Source organism: Comamonas odontotermitis, from assembly GCF_020080045.1.
Taxonomy (GTDB): Bacteria; Pseudomonadota; Gammaproteobacteria; order Burkholderiales; family Burkholderiaceae_C; genus Comamonas; species Comamonas odontotermitis.
This window is the reverse complement of record NZ_CP083451.1, coordinates 3,333,113-3,347,697: the sequence shown is the minus strand read 5'-3', so window position 1 is coordinate 3,347,697 and position 14,585 is coordinate 3,333,113. Positions and strand designations below refer to the sequence as shown.

Here is a 14,585-nt window from a genome sequence, read left to right as displayed (position 1 = left end):
TTTTGGTAGCGTTTTCTGCTCAGCGCATGCCCGAAGCTGGCGCTGGCGTCTTTGGCGTGAAATCGCAGTAGGGCGCCACCACGCATTCCCAGCAGCGCGGTTTGCGCGCCTGGCACACATAGCGGCCCAGCAGAATCAGCCAGTGGTGCGAATCGACGGCGTATTCGTCGGGTACGCGCTTCATCAGCTGCTTTTCCACTTCCAGCGGGTTCTTGCCAGGTGCCAGACCCGTGCGGTTGCCGACGCGGAAGATGTGCGTATCGACTGCCATGGTCGGCTGGCCAAATGCCACGTTCAGCACCACATTGGCCGTCTTGCGGCCCACGCCTGGCAGGGCCTCCAGCGCTTCGCGGGTGTCGGGGACCTTGCCGCCATGGAGCTGCACCAGCATGCGGCAGGTTTCCATCAGGTGCTTGGCCTTGCTGCGGTACAGGCCAATGGTCTTGATATGGCTCTCCAGGCCTTCGAGGCCCAGGTCCAGAATGGCCTGCGGTGTGTTGGCAACCGGAAAGAGCTTGCGCGTGGCCTTGTTCACGCCCACATCGGTGGCCTGGGCCGACAGCAGCACAGCGGTGAGCAGCTCGAACACCGAGGTGTACTCCAGCTCGGTCTGTGGCGAGGGGTTGGCAGCCTTCAGCGTGGCGAAAAACGGTTCGATATCGGCGGTTTTCATGGGGGCAACTTGTTTTGATGCATGGTCTGGCACAAAGCCGAGGTGCCAAGGGGGAGCCTCTGGCAGGCAAGCGTCTGGCCTGCGCCTGATCTGCATCCGTCGTTGATGGATTTGACCGCGATTATCGCCATGCACGGAGGCGACAGTCGGCTTGCCGGGGATTTGTGCGCGCTGGTTAGTATGGATGCCAAGCCTTCAAGGAGCCGCCATGCCCAACCTGCCCGCCCAGATCACCGAACTATCGGGTGTTGCGCTGTCCGCCGCCATCCATGCGCGCCACGTCTCCTGCGTGGATGTGCTGCATGCCTACCTGGCGCAGATCGATGCGCTCAACCCGCAGGTCAACGCCATTGTGGCCCTGCAGGACCGCGAAACCCTGCTGACCCAGGCGCAGCGGCTGGATCTGGAGCTGGCGCAGGGCCGCTCGCGCGGGCTGCTGCATGGCATTCCGCAAGCCCCCAAGGACATTCTGCCGGTGCAGGGCATGGTGACAACGCGAGGCTCACCACTGTTTGCAGGCCAGGTGTCCGAGGCCGATGCCATTCACTTCGAGCGCATGCGCGCCAGCGGTGCGGTGTTTGTCGGCCGCACCAATTCACCCGAATTCGGCCTCGGCGGCCATACCTACAACCTGGTGTACGGCGCCACACGCAACGCCTGGGCGCCCACGCGCTCGGCCGGAGGCAGCTCGGGCGGCGCGGCAGTTGCCACCGCCTTGCATATGCTGCCGTTTGCCGATGGCTCGGACATGATGGGCTCGCTGCGCACGCCAGCGGCCTTCAACAACGTGTTTGGCTTTCGGCCATCGCTGGGGGCCGTGCCCTATGGCCCGGCTGAGGAACTGTTCCTGCAGCAGTACAGCACCAACGGCCCCATGGCTCGCAATGTGCCCGACCTGGCCCTGCAGATGCAGGTGATGGCCGGCGCCGACACCCGCACCCCGCTGGCGCGCGAGTGGCCCACCGGTGCCTTTGCGGTGGACGGCCTGCAGCGCGATTTTCAGGGCGCGCGCATCGGGTGGCTGGGCGACTGGGGCGGCCATCTGGCCATGGAGCCCGGCCTGCTGGCGCAGCAGGAGGCGGCGCTGGAGCACTTTCGCAGCCTGGGGGCGGTGGTGGAGCCTGCCGTGCTCGACTTCGATCTGGAGCAATTGTGGGAGGCCTGGCTGGATGTGCGCAGCCTGCAGGTGGCGGGTGCCAATCTGGTGCTCTACACCGATCCGGCCAAGCGCAGCCTGCTCAAGCCCGAAGCGGTGTGGGAGATCGAGCGTGGGATGCGTCTGTCAGGCATGCGCATCTACGAGGCTGCCAAGGTGCGCAGCAGCTGGTACCTCCAGCTGCACGGCCTTCTGCAGCGCTTTGACTATCTGGCGATGCCCGGCACCCAGGTCTACCCATTCGCGGTGGAACTGGACTGGCCGCACATGGTGGGCGAACGCGAGATGGACACCTACCACCGCTGGATGGAAGTGGTGATTGCTGCCACCATGGCGGGCCTGCCCACGCTTGCCGTGCCTGCCGGCATCAGCGCCCAGGGATTGCCGGCCGGTATCCAGATCGTGGGCGGCCTGCGGGCAGATTGGGCGGTGCTGCAGCTCGGCCACGCCTATGACCAGGCCAGCGGCTACAGCCAGTTGCGCAGCCCGCTGCTGCAAGGCGTCTGACGCGGCTGTATGGCCGGACAAGCGCTTGATTCTTGATTCGCATCAAGATTTGTGCAGCGGATCAGGGCAGGGCGGGCGCCTGCGGCACGCCTTTGCGGATGGCTGCTGAAAAATCCTCGCCGGGCAGCGCTGCCCTGGCGCGGTCATTGATATGGGCTGCGCTGCGCAGCGCTTCGAAATCATGGGGGCGGGCCAGCGCGCCCAGGCTGTCCACATACTGCGGCAGATAGCCGCTGGCCAGCAGGCGCCAATCGAGCGGCAGGCCGGGAACGATGCTGCGTACCATGTCGAACACGATGGTGGTGCAATTGGCAAATACCGTGTGGTAGAACGCAGGCGTTTCCACCAGGGCGTTGGCCTTGTCGACATAGGCGGCAAACAGCGAGCGCATGGCGGCGCGCGGCATCTGAATGCTGTAGAGGTAGACCTCTTCGCCGCGCAGGTTGCTGCGCACGCGCAGAATGTCGCGCTCTTCGGCGGCAACCAGGCTCAGTTCGAACTGCTTGAAGAAGCCGCCAATGGCCGAGAACGACTCGCCCGCCTCCTTGCGGATTTCGACCGAGAACGTCAGGTACCTGCGCGGGCCCTTGCCATCGTCAAAGCCAAACGACACCAGGGTATGCGCAATGGCCGGTCCCATCCAGTACGAGGTGGCCATGTCCACCGATACCAGCTGGTTCAGGTCATAGCTGCGGTCTTCCCAGCGCGGGGTGGCGCGGGTGGCGGTCTGCCAGTCAAAATTGCGGACATTGTGCAGCGTGGCGATGTCGCCGCTGATGCTGCCGGATAGCTGTTGGGCCACATCGGGCGCCCAACGGCGCGTGTTCGAGGGGTGGATGGTGCTCCACCACACGAGAATGGCGCCCAGCAGCACGCCGTAGATCAGCAAGCCCTTGGGCACGCGCTGCTGCCACAAAAGATAGATGCTGTAGAGGCCAAAGCCGACCCAGATGCCCAGAATCAGGCCCCGCGCCGAGCCAGATTTGACTGTTTGCGCCAACTGAAACCACAGAGCCCCGCAGGCCCAGACCACACCGGCCAGCATCAGGAGCGAGGCGATCAGCTTGGCAATGGCAAAAAAGAAACCGGCAATCCGCATGTCATTCATGCCCAGGGGGCGTAGGCTTTGTGGCTGCAGAACGGGAGCGCCCGTCCGCAGATTCTGTCTGGCTGCAAGCATAGACGATGCGCGGGTATGCAAAACCCAAGAACCTGTTCAAAACTGCCACCCGCAGGGGCGCGCCGGCACTGAGCTGGTTGTCGGCCGATGCCAGAGCGACGCCTGTGGGCGGCAAAAAGCTGCAAAATGGCAGAATTGCCATGCCGCGCACCTCTGAATTTGCGGCACTGGCCACCGGCCCAGGTGCCGGGCTGTCCTGTTTTTGATCCTTGAGAGAAAGCTCCATGACACTGCGTTTCGCCTCTCGCCTCGACAATGTCGAGACGTCCGCCATCCGTGAACTGTTCAAGCTGCTGGGCAAACCCGGCATCATCAGCTTTGCCGGGGGCTTTCCAGATGCCGCCATGTTCGATGTGGATGGTGTGCAGCAGGCGGCGAATGCTGCACTGAAGGAAGAGCCGGGCGCGGCCTTGCAGTACGGCGCCACCGAGGGCTACCAGCCTTTTCGCGAGCAGATTGCCAGCTTCATGGCTGGCAAGGGCGTGCAGAATCTTGCGCCCGAGCAGCTGATCACCACGACCGGAAGCCAGCAGGCGCTGGATCTGCTGGGCAAGACCATGATCTCGCCCGGCGACAAGGTGATTGTTGAAGGGCCGACCTTTCTCGCCACGATCCAGTGTTTCCGACTCTACGGGGCTGAAGTCATCAGCGCACCGATCGACGAGCATGGCGTGATCACAGAAGAGCTGGACCGGCTGATCGCCCAGCACAAACCCAAGCTGGTGTACCTGGTGCCCACCTTTGGCAACCCCAGCGGTGCATTGCTGAGCCTGGAGCGCCGCAAGCAGGTGCTGGAGATGGCCGTGCGCCACCAGACCCTGGTGGTGGAAGACGATCCCTATGGTGACCTGTACTTCGACGCTCCCCCGCCCCCCAGCATGCTGGCGCTCTCCCACACCGTGCCGGGCAGCCGCGAGTATCTCGCCCACTGCGGCAGCATGAGCAAGGTGCTCAGCCCCGGCCTGCGCCTGGGCTGGCTGATCGCACCGGCCGAGCTGCTGGCCAAATGTGTGATGTGCAAGCAGTTCAGCGATGCGCATACCAGCACCTTCACGCAGGCCACCGCTGCGCAGTACCTCAAGGCGGGCCGCATGCCAGCCACGCTGGCACGTGTGCGTACAACCTACGCGGCACGCAGCAAGGCCATGGGCGATGCGCTGCGCAGCCACCTGGGAGATGCGGTGCGCTTTGTGCAGCCGCAAGGCGGCATGTTCATCTGGGTGCAACTGACCGGAGCCAACGGCCAGGAGAAGGACGGCAACGCTCTGGCCAAGCGGGCCATCGAGCAAGGTGTGGCCTTTGTGCCCGGCACGCCGTTCTTTGCGCAGAACCCCGACCCTTCCACCCTGCGCCTGTCCTTTGCCACGGCTGATATCCCCAAGATCGAAGAAGGCATGGCACGTCTGGCCAAGGCGTTCTGATTTTATAAACACGTTTCGTTCCTGACGCCGGTGTGTGAGGTTTCACACACCGGCGTTATCGTTCCGGAACGCACTTGCACTTGCACTTGCAGGATTTGCCATGACCACTACCGAACAGCTCCAGGCCCGCGTTGAAGCGCTGGAGATCAAATCGGCCTACGCCGAAGACCTGCTGGAAGATCTGAACCTGACGATCTACAAGCAGCAGCAACAGATTGACCGCCTGCAGCAAATGCTGCTGGATGTGCAGCAGCGCCTGCCCGAGCAGGGCGGTGGCGCCAACGTACGCAATCTGCGGGATGAGCTGCCGCCGCACTATTGAGGCCTCCCACTTTGCCAGGAGTCACTGCAATATGCTATTTAATTTGTAGCTAATAGCGCATGCTGGATAAGATTCAGACGCCATTTCTCCCAGTGATTCCAAAGGGCGTCGCTTAGGCACCACTCTAGTGCCCTCTATTTGGCCCGTTTCTTGCGATAGCTGAGACAGGTACTGCCTTGATCTTTAAAATCGTTTGGCAATACTGGTTTTCCCTAAGTTTTTATCGCAACCATGGCCATCGACGTCAGCAATATCACCCACAGCATCCAGCTTGCTGTGGCTCCTGTTTTCTTTTTGACCGGCGTGGCCGGAATGATCGGTGCGGTGGCCGGGCGGCTGGCGCGCATCATCGACCGTGGCCGTGTGCTCGAGGACCGCATGAGCGCCTCCAAGGATGCGGATTACATCCAGCGCTCCATGCTGGAGTTGGGTTTCCTGCGCCGGCGCGGGCGCCTGGCCAATGTCTGCATCGGGCTGCTTACGGGGTGTGGCGCGCTGATTGCGCTGACCATCATCCTGCTGTTCATCGGCCAGACGGCGGCGGCGGAAATCGATGCGCGGGCCTGGTCGATGGCGGCGATGATCAGCTTTGGCCTCGGGGTGGTGAGCTTCGTGTCGGCGCTGTGCTGCTTCATGATCGAGACCATGATGGCAACCCGACTGCTGAACTTTCATCCGTTGCGGCAGGCAGCCAAGGCCGAAGAGGATCGCTCTTCGGCGTTCTGATGCATTGGGTGATGTGGGGGTATTTGCTCGCAGATAGGTAGCTTGAGGCCATCGCAGGGTGAGTGCCAAGCTTGCTTTGCGCAAAAAACACCCGGTGCGCCGGACTGGACGGAGGTCAAGCACCGGCCTTGCCTGCGCCATGGTGACCCCTGGCGTTCAGCTGCCGGTTGCCTGTAGCGGCCACTGCGTGCCTTGTGCTGTGGGGGCCAGCTGTCGAAAGCGCCACAGGATGGCCGCAGCCACGGCGACCAACTGCACCAGCATGCCGATCCAGGCCAACCAGCCCAGGGCCGGGGTATTGGTCATGGTGTGGCGCAGCGGAGCGGCCAAGGCCCCAAACAAGGGCTCGAACAGCGGGGCAAGGCCGGTGGACCAGAGCATGGCGGGCAGGATGCCTCCCAGTACCAGCAATACCAGCATCGTCATGCCCAGCGGGGAGCGGTAGCTGTTGCGCAGCGCAAAGAACAGATGGATGCCGCAGTCGCGCAGCACATGCAGCAATACCATCAGCACAAAGGGACCGAGGTGGTCGCGTGCCGCCAGTGGGTCTGCGTTCCACAGGATATAGGCGGGCAGCAGCACCGCAAAAGCCATGCACCAGCTCACGGGCCATAGCGGCAGGCTTTGCAAGACCCGCCGCCACCGGCCATGGCGGGCGTTGTAGAGCACGCTGCGCCAGCGTTGGGCCACCTGGTTCTCCAGAGCCGCAGCATAGTAGGTGGCGAGCACCAGCAAGGCGATGGCGCCGAGCACGCGGGCCGTGTTGTCTGGTACCAGGCCGAGCAGCAGCACACAGGCGGCCGCATTGCCCAGCGCCCACGCCCACGGCGTGGTGGGCACCGACAGTTGCATGGCCATGGCGCGCCATAGCGCCAGCAGGCCCAGCAGCAGGGCGAATGCCGCGAGAAACAGCGCCAGCCGAGGGGCTGCCACCGGCATGCCCCACCAGCGCACCGCTTCCCGATTGCCGAGCAGGCTGTCGAGCCCGACGACCAGGCCGCCAACCATCTGCACCAGAATGAACACGATGATCACCAGCCCCCAGGTGCTGCGGCTGCCTGCAGGTTTGGCCGGGTCCATGCCATACAGCCGACTGGCCATCAGTGCGCAGTGCAGCGCACCCACACCCAGCACACACAGCAGCACGGTCTGCAGTGTGTGGCCGGTGCGGCCCAGCAGCACGCCGCTTGCAAAGGCTGCCGCCGCACACAGCAGGGCGCCGTACCAGGCGTAGCTCGGGCCGCCCAGTAACTTGCCCCATGCCATGCGCCAGGGGCCCATGGCGCTCATGCGCTGCTGGTCCCAGGTGCGTTCGTTCACCTCGTCATTGATGCTGGAGAGGGCCGTGAATGTGCCTACACAGGCGGCGAGCAGGCCCATGACGACCAGCGCACCCTGGTGCAGGTAGAGCAGCGGCTCCTGCTGCTCGATCATGAAGACGCAGACCGCCATCAGCAGCAGGATGGCGGGCATCAGCACCAGGCGCGACGAGGTGAGCTCCAGCGAGAGCTGGCGGCGCAGTTCCGGGTTCATTCCGGCTCCTTGGCAAAAAGATCGGCAGGAGCACCAGCGACGGGTGCGGTACCCGTCTGCAGGCTCTGCTGGTAGCGCTCCTGCAGGCTGGTGCGGGCCGGGTGGTAGCTCAGCACCTGGGCCCCGTGGGCGACCAGTTGTTGCAGCAGTTGCACGCGCGCGGCGTCGCTGTTGGCGGGCAGGGCAAGCCAAAGCGCGTGGCTCGCCTCGCCAGTGGCGCGCATGTCCACGAGCCGGTAGCCATCCAGGGCCGTACTGCTGTTTGCCAATGGTGCAGCCAGCTCGACCTGCATCACCAGTTCGCCCGTCTGCGCGCCGGTGCCGCTGGTGTGCGGGGCCGCATTCAGCGCTTCATGGCTGGTGATGCGGCCCTCCCGGATCGACAGGATGTGCGTGCAGTACTCATCCAGCTCGCTCAGGATATGGCTGGATACCACCAGGGTCATGCCCTGGGCGTGCAACTGGCGAAAGAGGGCCGAGAGGCTGCTGCGCGCCTCCGGATCGAGCCCGCTGGCGGGCTCGTCGAGCAGCAGCACCTGCGGCTGGTGGATGATGGCCTGGCCGATGGCCACGCGCTGGCGCTGGCCGCGCGAGAGGTTGCGCGCTGCATTGCCGAGCTTGTCGGTCAGTGCCAACTGGCGGGCCACGGCTTGCACGCGCTGGGCGGCGGCCTGGCGGCTCAGGCCCTGGCTTTCTGCCGCGTACTGCAGGCACTGGGCAACGGACAAGGCCTCGTACAGGCCGAAGAAATCGGACAGGTAGCCCATGTGCTGGTGGGCGCGGCGCGGGTTTTCCTGCACATCCACTTCAGCCACATGCACGCTGCCGGCGAGCGGTGATTCCAGCCCGGCCATGCAGCGCAACAAGGTGGATTTGCCCGCGCCATTGGGGCCGACGAGCGCCGTGACCGTTCCCGCGGCAATCTGCAGGCTGATGCCATGCAATGCCCGGTGGCCGGGGTAGTCAACGATCAGGTTCTGTACCTCAATCATGGTGCCTGTTCTGCAGAAAATTTCATTGCTGTCCAATGCATGGCCGGTGGCGCGCTCCAGGCGCATTCCTGTGCGCGGGCCTGCCTTGCCTGAGCTATGCAATTTAGCGCAAAAAATCACCGGCCCGGGGCACAACGCCCTGGCCGGGGTCTGCAGGGTCGGCCAGGGCCACGGCCAGCACGGCGTTCACCGCCTGTGCCATGCGGCGGTAATCGAGTTTGTCCCAGGTGTCCGTGCTGCGGTGGTAATGCGGGTTGCGCATGAACGAGGTGTCCGTCACCATCAGCGCGGGGTAGCCAAAGCGCCAGTAGTTCTGGTGGTCGGAGTAATCGATGCCGCGCAGCGACGCAGGCGCGCTGAGTGCGCGCACGGGCAGCGGCGCGGTGCCAGCGGCGTCGATCTGTGCGCCACCCAGCATTTGGGCATAGGTTTCGCGCGTTGCTGCAAAGTGGCTCAACTGCCCGATCAGCGCCAGAAAATTGCCTGCGCTGGGGTAGATGGCTGTCATGCCCGGCACCGGATAGTGCTGGCTGGCAGGTCGGTCGTCAAAGTAGCCAATCATTTCCAGCGACAGCATCATGCGCAGCGGCTGCCTGGCGTTGGCCAATGCAGCTGCGTGCTGGTAGCTGCCCATTTGCGGAGTGCGGAACTGGGGTGGTTCTTCCAAGGTGTATGCCACCAGTTCCACAGGTTGCCTGGGTGGGTGGGCGACCAGCATGCGGGCCAGTTCCAGCAACCCCGCTACGCCGCTTGCATTGTCGTCTGCACCGGGCGTGTGGCTATGGGCATCTGGGGCAGAGTCTGCTGCGACACCGTTGGTGCGCACTGCGTCGTAATGCGCGCCAATCACCAGCAGCGGCGCATCGCCCCCTGCCTCGCCTTTTTTGGGGCCGAGGCGCACAACGATATTGTGGTAGTGCGCTTGTCCATCCACCCGTACGGGCTGGCGAGAAGGCGCGGCGCCCAGGGCTTGCAATTGGGCGTGGATGTAGTTGGACGCCAGATCGAGCTGTGCGGGCTGGTCAAAGCTGCGACCGGGAAAGTTCTCGCTCAGCGCTCTGACATGGGCTTGCAGGCGTTCCTCCGAGGCGCCCCCAGAGCCACGCAGCGATTGCGCCGTTGCGGGCAGGGTACGGGCTTTGACGCCGGGGTAGGTCAACTGCCACCAGGCGGCGGCGCCTGCAATTGCCAGCAGTACCAAGGCAATCACGAAAAGCCTCAGCAGGCGCTTGAGCAGGCTGCGCTTGCGGCGGGGCAGCACGGCCAGTGATAGAGGCGTGAAATCGGTGGATAAAGCCATGGCATGCAGTGTGTTGCAGGGACCGCTGGGCATGCCGCCGTGGAGGGCGGCATCCTTCTCGCGCTCAGCCTGGCGCTGCCCCTCGAGGATGTGGATGTTTTTATTTCCGCAATGATAGGAGTGCTTGCTGCGGTTTACCAGAATTTTGCGTCAGGCGGTCAAAGGTAGTGCGGCATAGTTGCTACAGTTTCGATACTGCGGCTGTTGATCAAGCGGGCGTCAGCACCTCTGCCGCCGCCCGCATGACGCAGTCGGTCAGCCGCCCAAGGCTGGTTTGCGCGCTGCGCGGCAAGGCCCAGAACAGGGGCACGTCCAGCGGCGTGCCCGCAATCAAGGGCACGAGGCGGCCGCGCGCCAACTGCTCGTCAATCAGCACCTCCGGGTGCATGCCCCAGCCCATGCCGATCTCGCAGGCGCGCACGTAGCCGTAGTTGGACGGCAGGAAATGGCGTGGACCGCTGTTGCGCGAGGCCAGACCGTTGGCCTGCATCCACTGGTCCTGCAGGCGGTCCTTGCGGTCGAACGTCATGATCGGTGCACGGGCCAGCGCCTCTGCGGTCACCCCGTTCGCAAAGTAGCGCGCCACAAAGCCGGGGCTGGCAGCGGCAACATAGCGCATGGTTCCCAGTGGCCAGCTATTGCATCCGGGGATCTGGCTGCTGGTGCCGGTGACCGCGCCAATCACGGCGCCCTCGCGCAGGGCCTGCGCCGTGTGGTCCTGGTCATCGATGCGCAGATCAAGCAGCTCATTGCCGCCCGCTGTGAACTCGGCCATGGCATCCATGAACCAGGTGGAGAGCGAATCCGCGTTCACCGCCAGCTTGAGCGTGGGTGCCACCGGCGCCTCGGGCAGCAGATCGGGGTTGCTGCGGCGCAGCTCGTTTTCCAGCAGTGCCACCTGCTCCAGATGCAGGCACAGGCGCCGACCCGCCTCGGTGCCGGTGCAAGGGTTGCCGCGCTGCACCAGCACCTGGCCGGTGCGCTCTTCGAGCTGCTTGACGCGCTGCGACACCGCCGAAGGCGTGACATGCAATTTCTTGGCGGCGCGCTCAAAGCTGCCTTCACGCACCACGGCGGCAAGAGCGGCCAATCCCAGGTAGTCCAGCATTTAGCATTGCTTCATATGATTCAGATTATTTAATTTTACTTAATTATTGCGGCGGCGCACAATCACCGCCTATGTGGACTACAACAATGACTTCTACCTGGCTGGCAGGCTTTACCGTCTGCCTGTCCCTCATCGTGTCGATCGGCGCGCAGAACCTGTATGTGCTGCGCCAGGCCGTCAATGGGCAGCACATCCGAGCCTGCGTGGCCTGGTGCGTGCTGGCCGATGCCCTGCTGATCGGTATCGGTGTGGCTGGCATGGCGCAAGTGCTGGGCGATTCGCCCAGGCTGGCCTATTACCTCACGCTGGGCGGCGCGATCTTTCTGCTCGCCTACGGCCTGATGGCGCTGTGGCGCATGGTGACGGCGCCTGATGCTTCTTTGGGCGCGAGCGCCGATGGCGACGCTGCCGAGAAGACCACCGCCGCCGCCCGTCGCAGCCTCTGGAGCGTGCTGGGCGCGCTGGTGGTCATCACCTTGTTCAACCCGCACGTATACCTGGATACGGTCGTGCTGGTCGGCTCCATCGGCGCCCGCCAGGACGGCATGCTCAAATGGGTGTTTGTGCTGGGCGCAGCCTGTGCCAGCCTCACCTGGTTCGTCACCCTGGCACATGCGGGCAAGCGCATGCAGAAGCTGTTTGCCAATCCGCTTTCCTGGCGCATTCTTGATGGGCTGACCGGCGTGATGATGCTGACCCTGGCTTGGTGGGTGTATGGCGGGCTGGATCAGATCGCTGCGTAATTTACGATCTTGATGAATATCAATTTCCACCCAGGATGGGTGCCATGCACTGATTAATACGAAGAGAACCCGCCATTGGCGGGTTCTGCTTTTGTGGCATTTCTTCGAGTAGCGGCAGGTCAGGCCTGCGGCGTTTCCACCCGGCCATCGGGATGCTGGGCAAACCGGCCCCTGGTGCCATGGGTATGGGCATGGCTGGGCCAGGGCCAGCCGCCAAACTGGGTGCGCTGAAAATCATGCACCGCCTGAATGACCTCTTGCTGGGTGTTCATCACAATCGGGCCGTGAGATGCCACGGGCTCGCCAATGGGCTTGCCTTGCAGCATTAGCACTTCGACCACCTCGTTGCCGTCGTTGCGCAGCGGCGCAGGGTGATCGGGCAGCACTTCCACCATCACCGGCTGGTGAAAGCGCTGGCCGTCCACCGTCAGGGTAGAGCCTGTTGTCAGATAGAGTGCGCGGCGCGCCTGGCTGCTGGCGGCGGGCAGCACCAGGCTGGCACCGGGCTCCAGGCGGATGATCCAGATCGCCACATCAGCCCCCGGCTCGCTGGCCCAGGAATGGGTGGGCGGTACCAGCGCCCTCGCCAGCGTCGGTCTGTCGCCAGCGCCTGAATGAACGGGTACGTAATCGCCCGCAATCACTTCCACCTCGCTTTGGCGGCCCTGGGCATCGGATTGCCGCACATGCGGAATGTCATGCGCCCAGAACATGGTGAAATCGGGCGGCGCCATCTTGTTCTTGGCGGGCAGGTTCAGCCAGATCTGAAGCAGATCGAGCGTGTTGTCCTTGTCCTCGTGCACCAGGGGAAACATCTCTCCATGCTGCACGCCCGAGCCGGTGGTGAGCCACTGCACATCACCTTCGCCATAGCGGGCTGTGGCGCCCAGGGAGTCTGCATGGTCCACCAGACCCTTGCGCACGATGGTGACTGTCTCGAACCCTCGGTGCGGGTGCGCAGGAAAACCCGGCACCTGCTCGCCGTGGTACATGCTGAAGCCGTCCTTGCCGCTGAAGTCCATGCCGATCTCGCGGCCTTGCAGCAACTCCTGCCCGGGACCCAACTGGCCATTGCCTGCGGGATAGCGGTCCTGGTGGTACATGCCGAAGATGAACGGATCGATGCCCGGCAGGCGTTGGTCCAGGGCCTGGGCGCTGAGGATGATGGTGGGGTGGTTGTCTTGCATGGTGCGTCCTCTTGAAGAGAGCGCAGGAGGCTTCTGCCCGCCTGCTACAGATAGCAAGTAGATGGTGGTGAGAAGGTCAAATGCAATGCTCGGTAGAGTGCGGGCGAAAGCTGCCAAATGGACCTAAAACGGACGCCCAAATTCTGCAGATATACCAATGGATCAGGCCATTCCGTGCAGCCGGTGAATACGGATTGCTATATTTTGAATAGCGAATTCAGACTCCGATGCGGACACGGTTTGTTCAGCCTGGCAATGGCATCTGCAGGCTGCGCTTGAGAGTAGCCAGGGCGATGGAGGTCGTGAAGCGCTGGATGTTCTGGTCGCCGCCGAACAGTCGCTGGGTGATGGCCTGGTACTCCTGCATGTCGGCGGCCGTGACGACGAGCAGGTAATCCGTGTGCCCTGTGGTGCTGTAGCACTGCTGCACGGCGGGCTCGGCCGCCACGCGGGTACGAAATCCGGCGGTCAGTGCATCGAGCTCATTGACCAGCTGCACCTCGATCAGAATCGTCAGTGGCCGGCCGACGGCTTCGGGGTTGAGCTGGGCGGTATTGGCCGCGATCACCCCGCTGTCCTGCAGGCGACGAATGCGCCGCTGCACGGCGGCGGGCGACAGATGCACCCGTTCGGCAATTTCGCGTTGCGGGGTGAGGTTGTTCCTTTGCAGAATGGCCAGAATGGCCCAGTCAAAGGGGTCGAGATCGGCTTTCATCGGCGAGGCTCACATTGCCATGGCGGACAGAGTGGAAGTTGCATGTTGCAGTGCAATTTTGCGCAATTTACTTGGCAGCTTCGCAATATTATCTCGTCCATGCAAAATTCCTTGGGGCAGCGCGTGCTGCCATCGGTGGCGGTCCTGGCTTCGGTCACATCTCTGTGCCTGGGCACTAGCTTTGCCAAGCACTTGTTTCCTGTCGTTGGTGCGCAGGGCACCACGGCGCTGCGGGTGGGCTTTTCGGCGCTGCTGCTGCTGGCCATCTGGCGCCCATGGCGTTTTGGGCCAAGCCGTGCCAATCTGCGGCAGATTGCCATCTTCGGCGCTGTGCTGGGTTTGATGAACCTGCTGTTCTACATGGCGATCAAGCGCCTGCCGTTCGGGGTGACGGTGGCAATCGAGTTCATCGGCCCGCTGTCCGTGGCCGTGCTCACATCGCGGCGCTGGCTGGACTTTTTCTGGCTGGGGCTGGCGGCCACGGGTCTGTTCATGCTGCTGATTCTGCCGATGTTCGGCGTGCAGGTGGGGCACCTCGATCCGCTGGGCCTGCTGTATGCCGGCATTGCCGCCGCCTGCTGGGCCGGCTACATCGTGCTGGGCAAGCGGGCCGGCCATATGCATGGCGGCATGGTCGTGTCGCTGGGGCTGTTGGCCGCTGCATTTGTGGTGGTGCCGTTTGGCATTGCCGAGGCGGGCGCCAAGCTTCTGAGCCCTTCGATCCTGCTCTACGGGCTGGCTGTGGCCGCCGTGTCGAGTGCGATCCCGTATTCGCTCGAAATGTTTGCCTTGAAGCGGCTGTCGCCCGGTACGTTCTCGACCATGCTGGCCACAGAACCTGCCATTGCGGCGATTGCCGGTATGCTGGTGCTCGGGGAACATCTGAGCCCGGTCCAGTGGTCGGCCATCGGCGCCATCATGGTGGCGGCCATGGGCAGCGCGCTCACCTCAAGGCCAGCACCTGCCACAGCGCCCGTGCCGCAGAAGGCTGCAAGAGATACGCAGGCGGTTGTCTGACGGCG

The 14,585-nt window shown here is 63.7% G+C and carries 14 protein-coding genes; 6 read left to right on the top strand and 8 right to left on the bottom strand.

Annotated elements, in window-relative coordinates:
- Window positions 1-19 precede the first annotated feature (19 nt).
- The gene (nth, locus tag LAD35_RS15445; RefSeq protein WP_224149888.1) at window positions 20-673 is read right to left on the bottom strand and encodes an endonuclease III; all 654 of its coding nucleotides are present in this window, start codon (window positions 671-673) and stop codon (window positions 20-22) included.
- Between the two features lie 208 nt (window positions 674-881).
- Here nth and LAD35_RS15440 point away from each other — a divergent pair, with 208 nt between their 5' ends.
- Window positions 882-2,336, top strand: a complete 1,455-nt coding sequence (locus tag LAD35_RS15440; RefSeq protein ID WP_224149887.1) for an amidase — start codon at window positions 882-884, stop codon at window positions 2,334-2,336.
- 61 nt (window positions 2,337-2,397) lie between these two features.
- Here the strand turns inward: LAD35_RS15440 and LAD35_RS15435 are convergent, their stop codons facing one another.
- The gene (locus LAD35_RS15435; RefSeq protein WP_224149886.1) at window positions 2,398-3,444 is read right to left on the bottom strand and encodes a lipoprotein N-acyltransferase Lnb domain-containing protein; all 1,047 of its coding nucleotides are present in this window, start codon (window positions 3,442-3,444) and stop codon (window positions 2,398-2,400) included.
- A 296-nt stretch (window positions 3,445-3,740) separates the two neighbouring features.
- Here LAD35_RS15435 and LAD35_RS15430 point away from each other — a divergent pair, with 296 nt between their 5' ends.
- The 3 genes from LAD35_RS15430 (at window position 3,741) to LAD35_RS15420 (ending at window position 5,985) form a co-directional block, all read left to right on the top strand.
- Window positions 3,741-4,937: an aminotransferase-like domain-containing protein gene (locus tag LAD35_RS15430; RefSeq protein WP_224149885.1), complete on the top strand. Its 1,197-nt coding sequence runs from the start codon at window positions 3,741-3,743 to the stop codon at window positions 4,935-4,937.
- Window positions 4,938-5,037: 100 nt separating this feature from the next.
- Window positions 5,038-5,259, top strand: a complete 222-nt coding sequence (locus LAD35_RS15425; RefSeq protein ID WP_224149884.1) for a SlyX family protein — start codon at window positions 5,038-5,040, stop codon at window positions 5,257-5,259.
- Window positions 5,260-5,490: 231 nt separating this feature from the next.
- Window positions 5,491-5,985 carry a DUF2721 domain-containing protein gene (locus LAD35_RS15420; RefSeq protein ID WP_224149883.1) on the top strand — a complete coding sequence of 165 codons (495 nt, stop codon included), beginning with the start codon at window positions 5,491-5,493 and terminating at the stop codon, window positions 5,983-5,985.
- A 156-nt stretch (window positions 5,986-6,141) separates the two neighbouring features.
- On the opposite strand, the gene LAD35_RS15415 is transcribed toward LAD35_RS15420, so the two are convergent.
- From LAD35_RS15415 to LAD35_RS15400, 4 genes are all read right to left on the bottom strand, one after another.
- Window positions 6,142-7,518 carry a hypothetical protein gene (locus LAD35_RS15415; protein ID WP_224149882.1) on the bottom strand — a complete coding sequence of 459 codons (1,377 nt, stop codon included), beginning with the start codon at window positions 7,516-7,518 and terminating at the stop codon, window positions 6,142-6,144.
- Window positions 7,515-8,510: an ABC transporter ATP-binding protein gene (locus LAD35_RS15410; RefSeq protein ID WP_224149881.1), complete on the bottom strand. Its 996-nt coding sequence runs from the start codon at window positions 8,508-8,510 to the stop codon at window positions 7,515-7,517. The genes LAD35_RS15415 and LAD35_RS15410 overlap by 4 nt, the downstream gene beginning before the upstream one ends.
- A gap of 103 nt (window positions 8,511-8,613) precedes the next feature.
- A complete protein-coding gene (locus LAD35_RS15405) occupies window positions 8,614-9,810 on the bottom strand; it encodes a M20/M25/M40 family metallo-hydrolase (RefSeq protein WP_224149880.1) in 1,197 nt (398 codons plus the stop codon).
- A gap of 208 nt (window positions 9,811-10,018) precedes the next feature.
- Window positions 10,019-10,918, bottom strand: coding sequence for an HTH-type transcriptional regulator ArgP (locus LAD35_RS15400; protein ID WP_224149879.1), 900 nt, complete (start codon window positions 10,916-10,918; stop codon window positions 10,019-10,021).
- 71 nt (window positions 10,919-10,989) lie between these two features.
- Here LAD35_RS15400 and LAD35_RS15395 point away from each other — a divergent pair, with 71 nt between their 5' ends.
- Window positions 10,990-11,661: a LysE/ArgO family amino acid transporter gene (locus tag LAD35_RS15395; protein ID WP_224149878.1), complete on the top strand. Its 672-nt coding sequence runs from the start codon at window positions 10,990-10,992 to the stop codon at window positions 11,659-11,661.
- A 119-nt stretch (window positions 11,662-11,780) separates the two neighbouring features.
- Here LAD35_RS15395 and LAD35_RS15390 read toward each other — a convergent pair whose 3' ends face one another.
- Window positions 11,781-12,848 (bottom strand): pirin family protein, encoded by a 1,068-nt coding sequence (locus LAD35_RS15390; RefSeq protein ID WP_224149877.1) that lies wholly within the window; start codon window positions 12,846-12,848, stop codon window positions 11,781-11,783.
- A gap of 244 nt (window positions 12,849-13,092) precedes the next feature.
- Window positions 13,093-13,563, bottom strand: coding sequence for an Lrp/AsnC family transcriptional regulator (locus LAD35_RS15385; RefSeq protein WP_224149876.1), 471 nt, complete (start codon window positions 13,561-13,563; stop codon window positions 13,093-13,095).
- A gap of 99 nt (window positions 13,564-13,662) precedes the next feature.
- On the opposite strand from LAD35_RS15385, the gene LAD35_RS15380 reads away from it, so the two are divergent.
- A complete protein-coding gene (locus LAD35_RS15380; protein ID WP_224149875.1) occupies window positions 13,663-14,580 on the top strand; it encodes an EamA family transporter in 918 nt (305 codons plus the stop codon).
- Window positions 14,581-14,585 lie beyond the last annotated feature (5 nt).

Excerpts from the sequence above, each read along its gene's own strand:
- nth (WP_224149888.1), bottom strand. The coding sequence starts at position 673 with ATGAAAACCGCCGATATCGAACCGTTTTTCGCCACGCTGAAGGCTGCC.
- LAD35_RS15440 (WP_224149887.1), top strand. The coding sequence starts at position 882 with ATGCCCAACCTGCCCGCCCAGATCACCGAACTATCGGGTGTTGCGCTG.
- LAD35_RS15435 (WP_224149886.1), bottom strand. The coding sequence starts at position 3,444 with ATGAATGACATGCGGATTGCCGGTTTCTTTTTTGCCATTGCCAAGCTG.
- LAD35_RS15430 (WP_224149885.1), top strand. The coding sequence starts at position 3,741 with ATGACACTGCGTTTCGCCTCTCGCCTCGACAATGTCGAGACGTCCGCC.
- LAD35_RS15425 (WP_224149884.1), top strand. The coding sequence starts at position 5,038 with ATGACCACTACCGAACAGCTCCAGGCCCGCGTTGAAGCGCTGGAGATC.
- LAD35_RS15420 (WP_224149883.1), top strand. The coding sequence starts at position 5,491 with ATGGCCATCGACGTCAGCAATATCACCCACAGCATCCAGCTTGCTGTG.
- LAD35_RS15415 (WP_224149882.1), bottom strand. The coding sequence starts at position 7,518 with ATGAACCCGGAACTGCGCCGCCAGCTCTCGCTGGAGCTCACCTCGTCG.
- LAD35_RS15410 (WP_224149881.1), bottom strand. The coding sequence starts at position 8,510 with ATGATTGAGGTACAGAACCTGATCGTTGACTACCCCGGCCACCGGGCA.
- LAD35_RS15405 (WP_224149880.1), bottom strand. The coding sequence starts at position 9,810 with ATGGCTTTATCCACCGATTTCACGCCTCTATCACTGGCCGTGCTGCCC.
- LAD35_RS15400 (WP_224149879.1), bottom strand. The coding sequence starts at position 10,918 with ATGCTGGACTACCTGGGATTGGCCGCTCTTGCCGCCGTGGTGCGTGAA.
- LAD35_RS15395 (WP_224149878.1), top strand. The coding sequence starts at position 10,990 with ATGTGGACTACAACAATGACTTCTACCTGGCTGGCAGGCTTTACCGTC.
- LAD35_RS15390 (WP_224149877.1), bottom strand. The coding sequence starts at position 12,848 with ATGCAAGACAACCACCCCACCATCATCCTCAGCGCCCAGGCCCTGGAC.
- LAD35_RS15385 (WP_224149876.1), bottom strand. The coding sequence starts at position 13,563 with ATGAAAGCCGATCTCGACCCCTTTGACTGGGCCATTCTGGCCATTCTG.
- LAD35_RS15380 (WP_224149875.1), top strand. The coding sequence starts at position 13,663 with ATGCAAAATTCCTTGGGGCAGCGCGTGCTGCCATCGGTGGCGGTCCTG.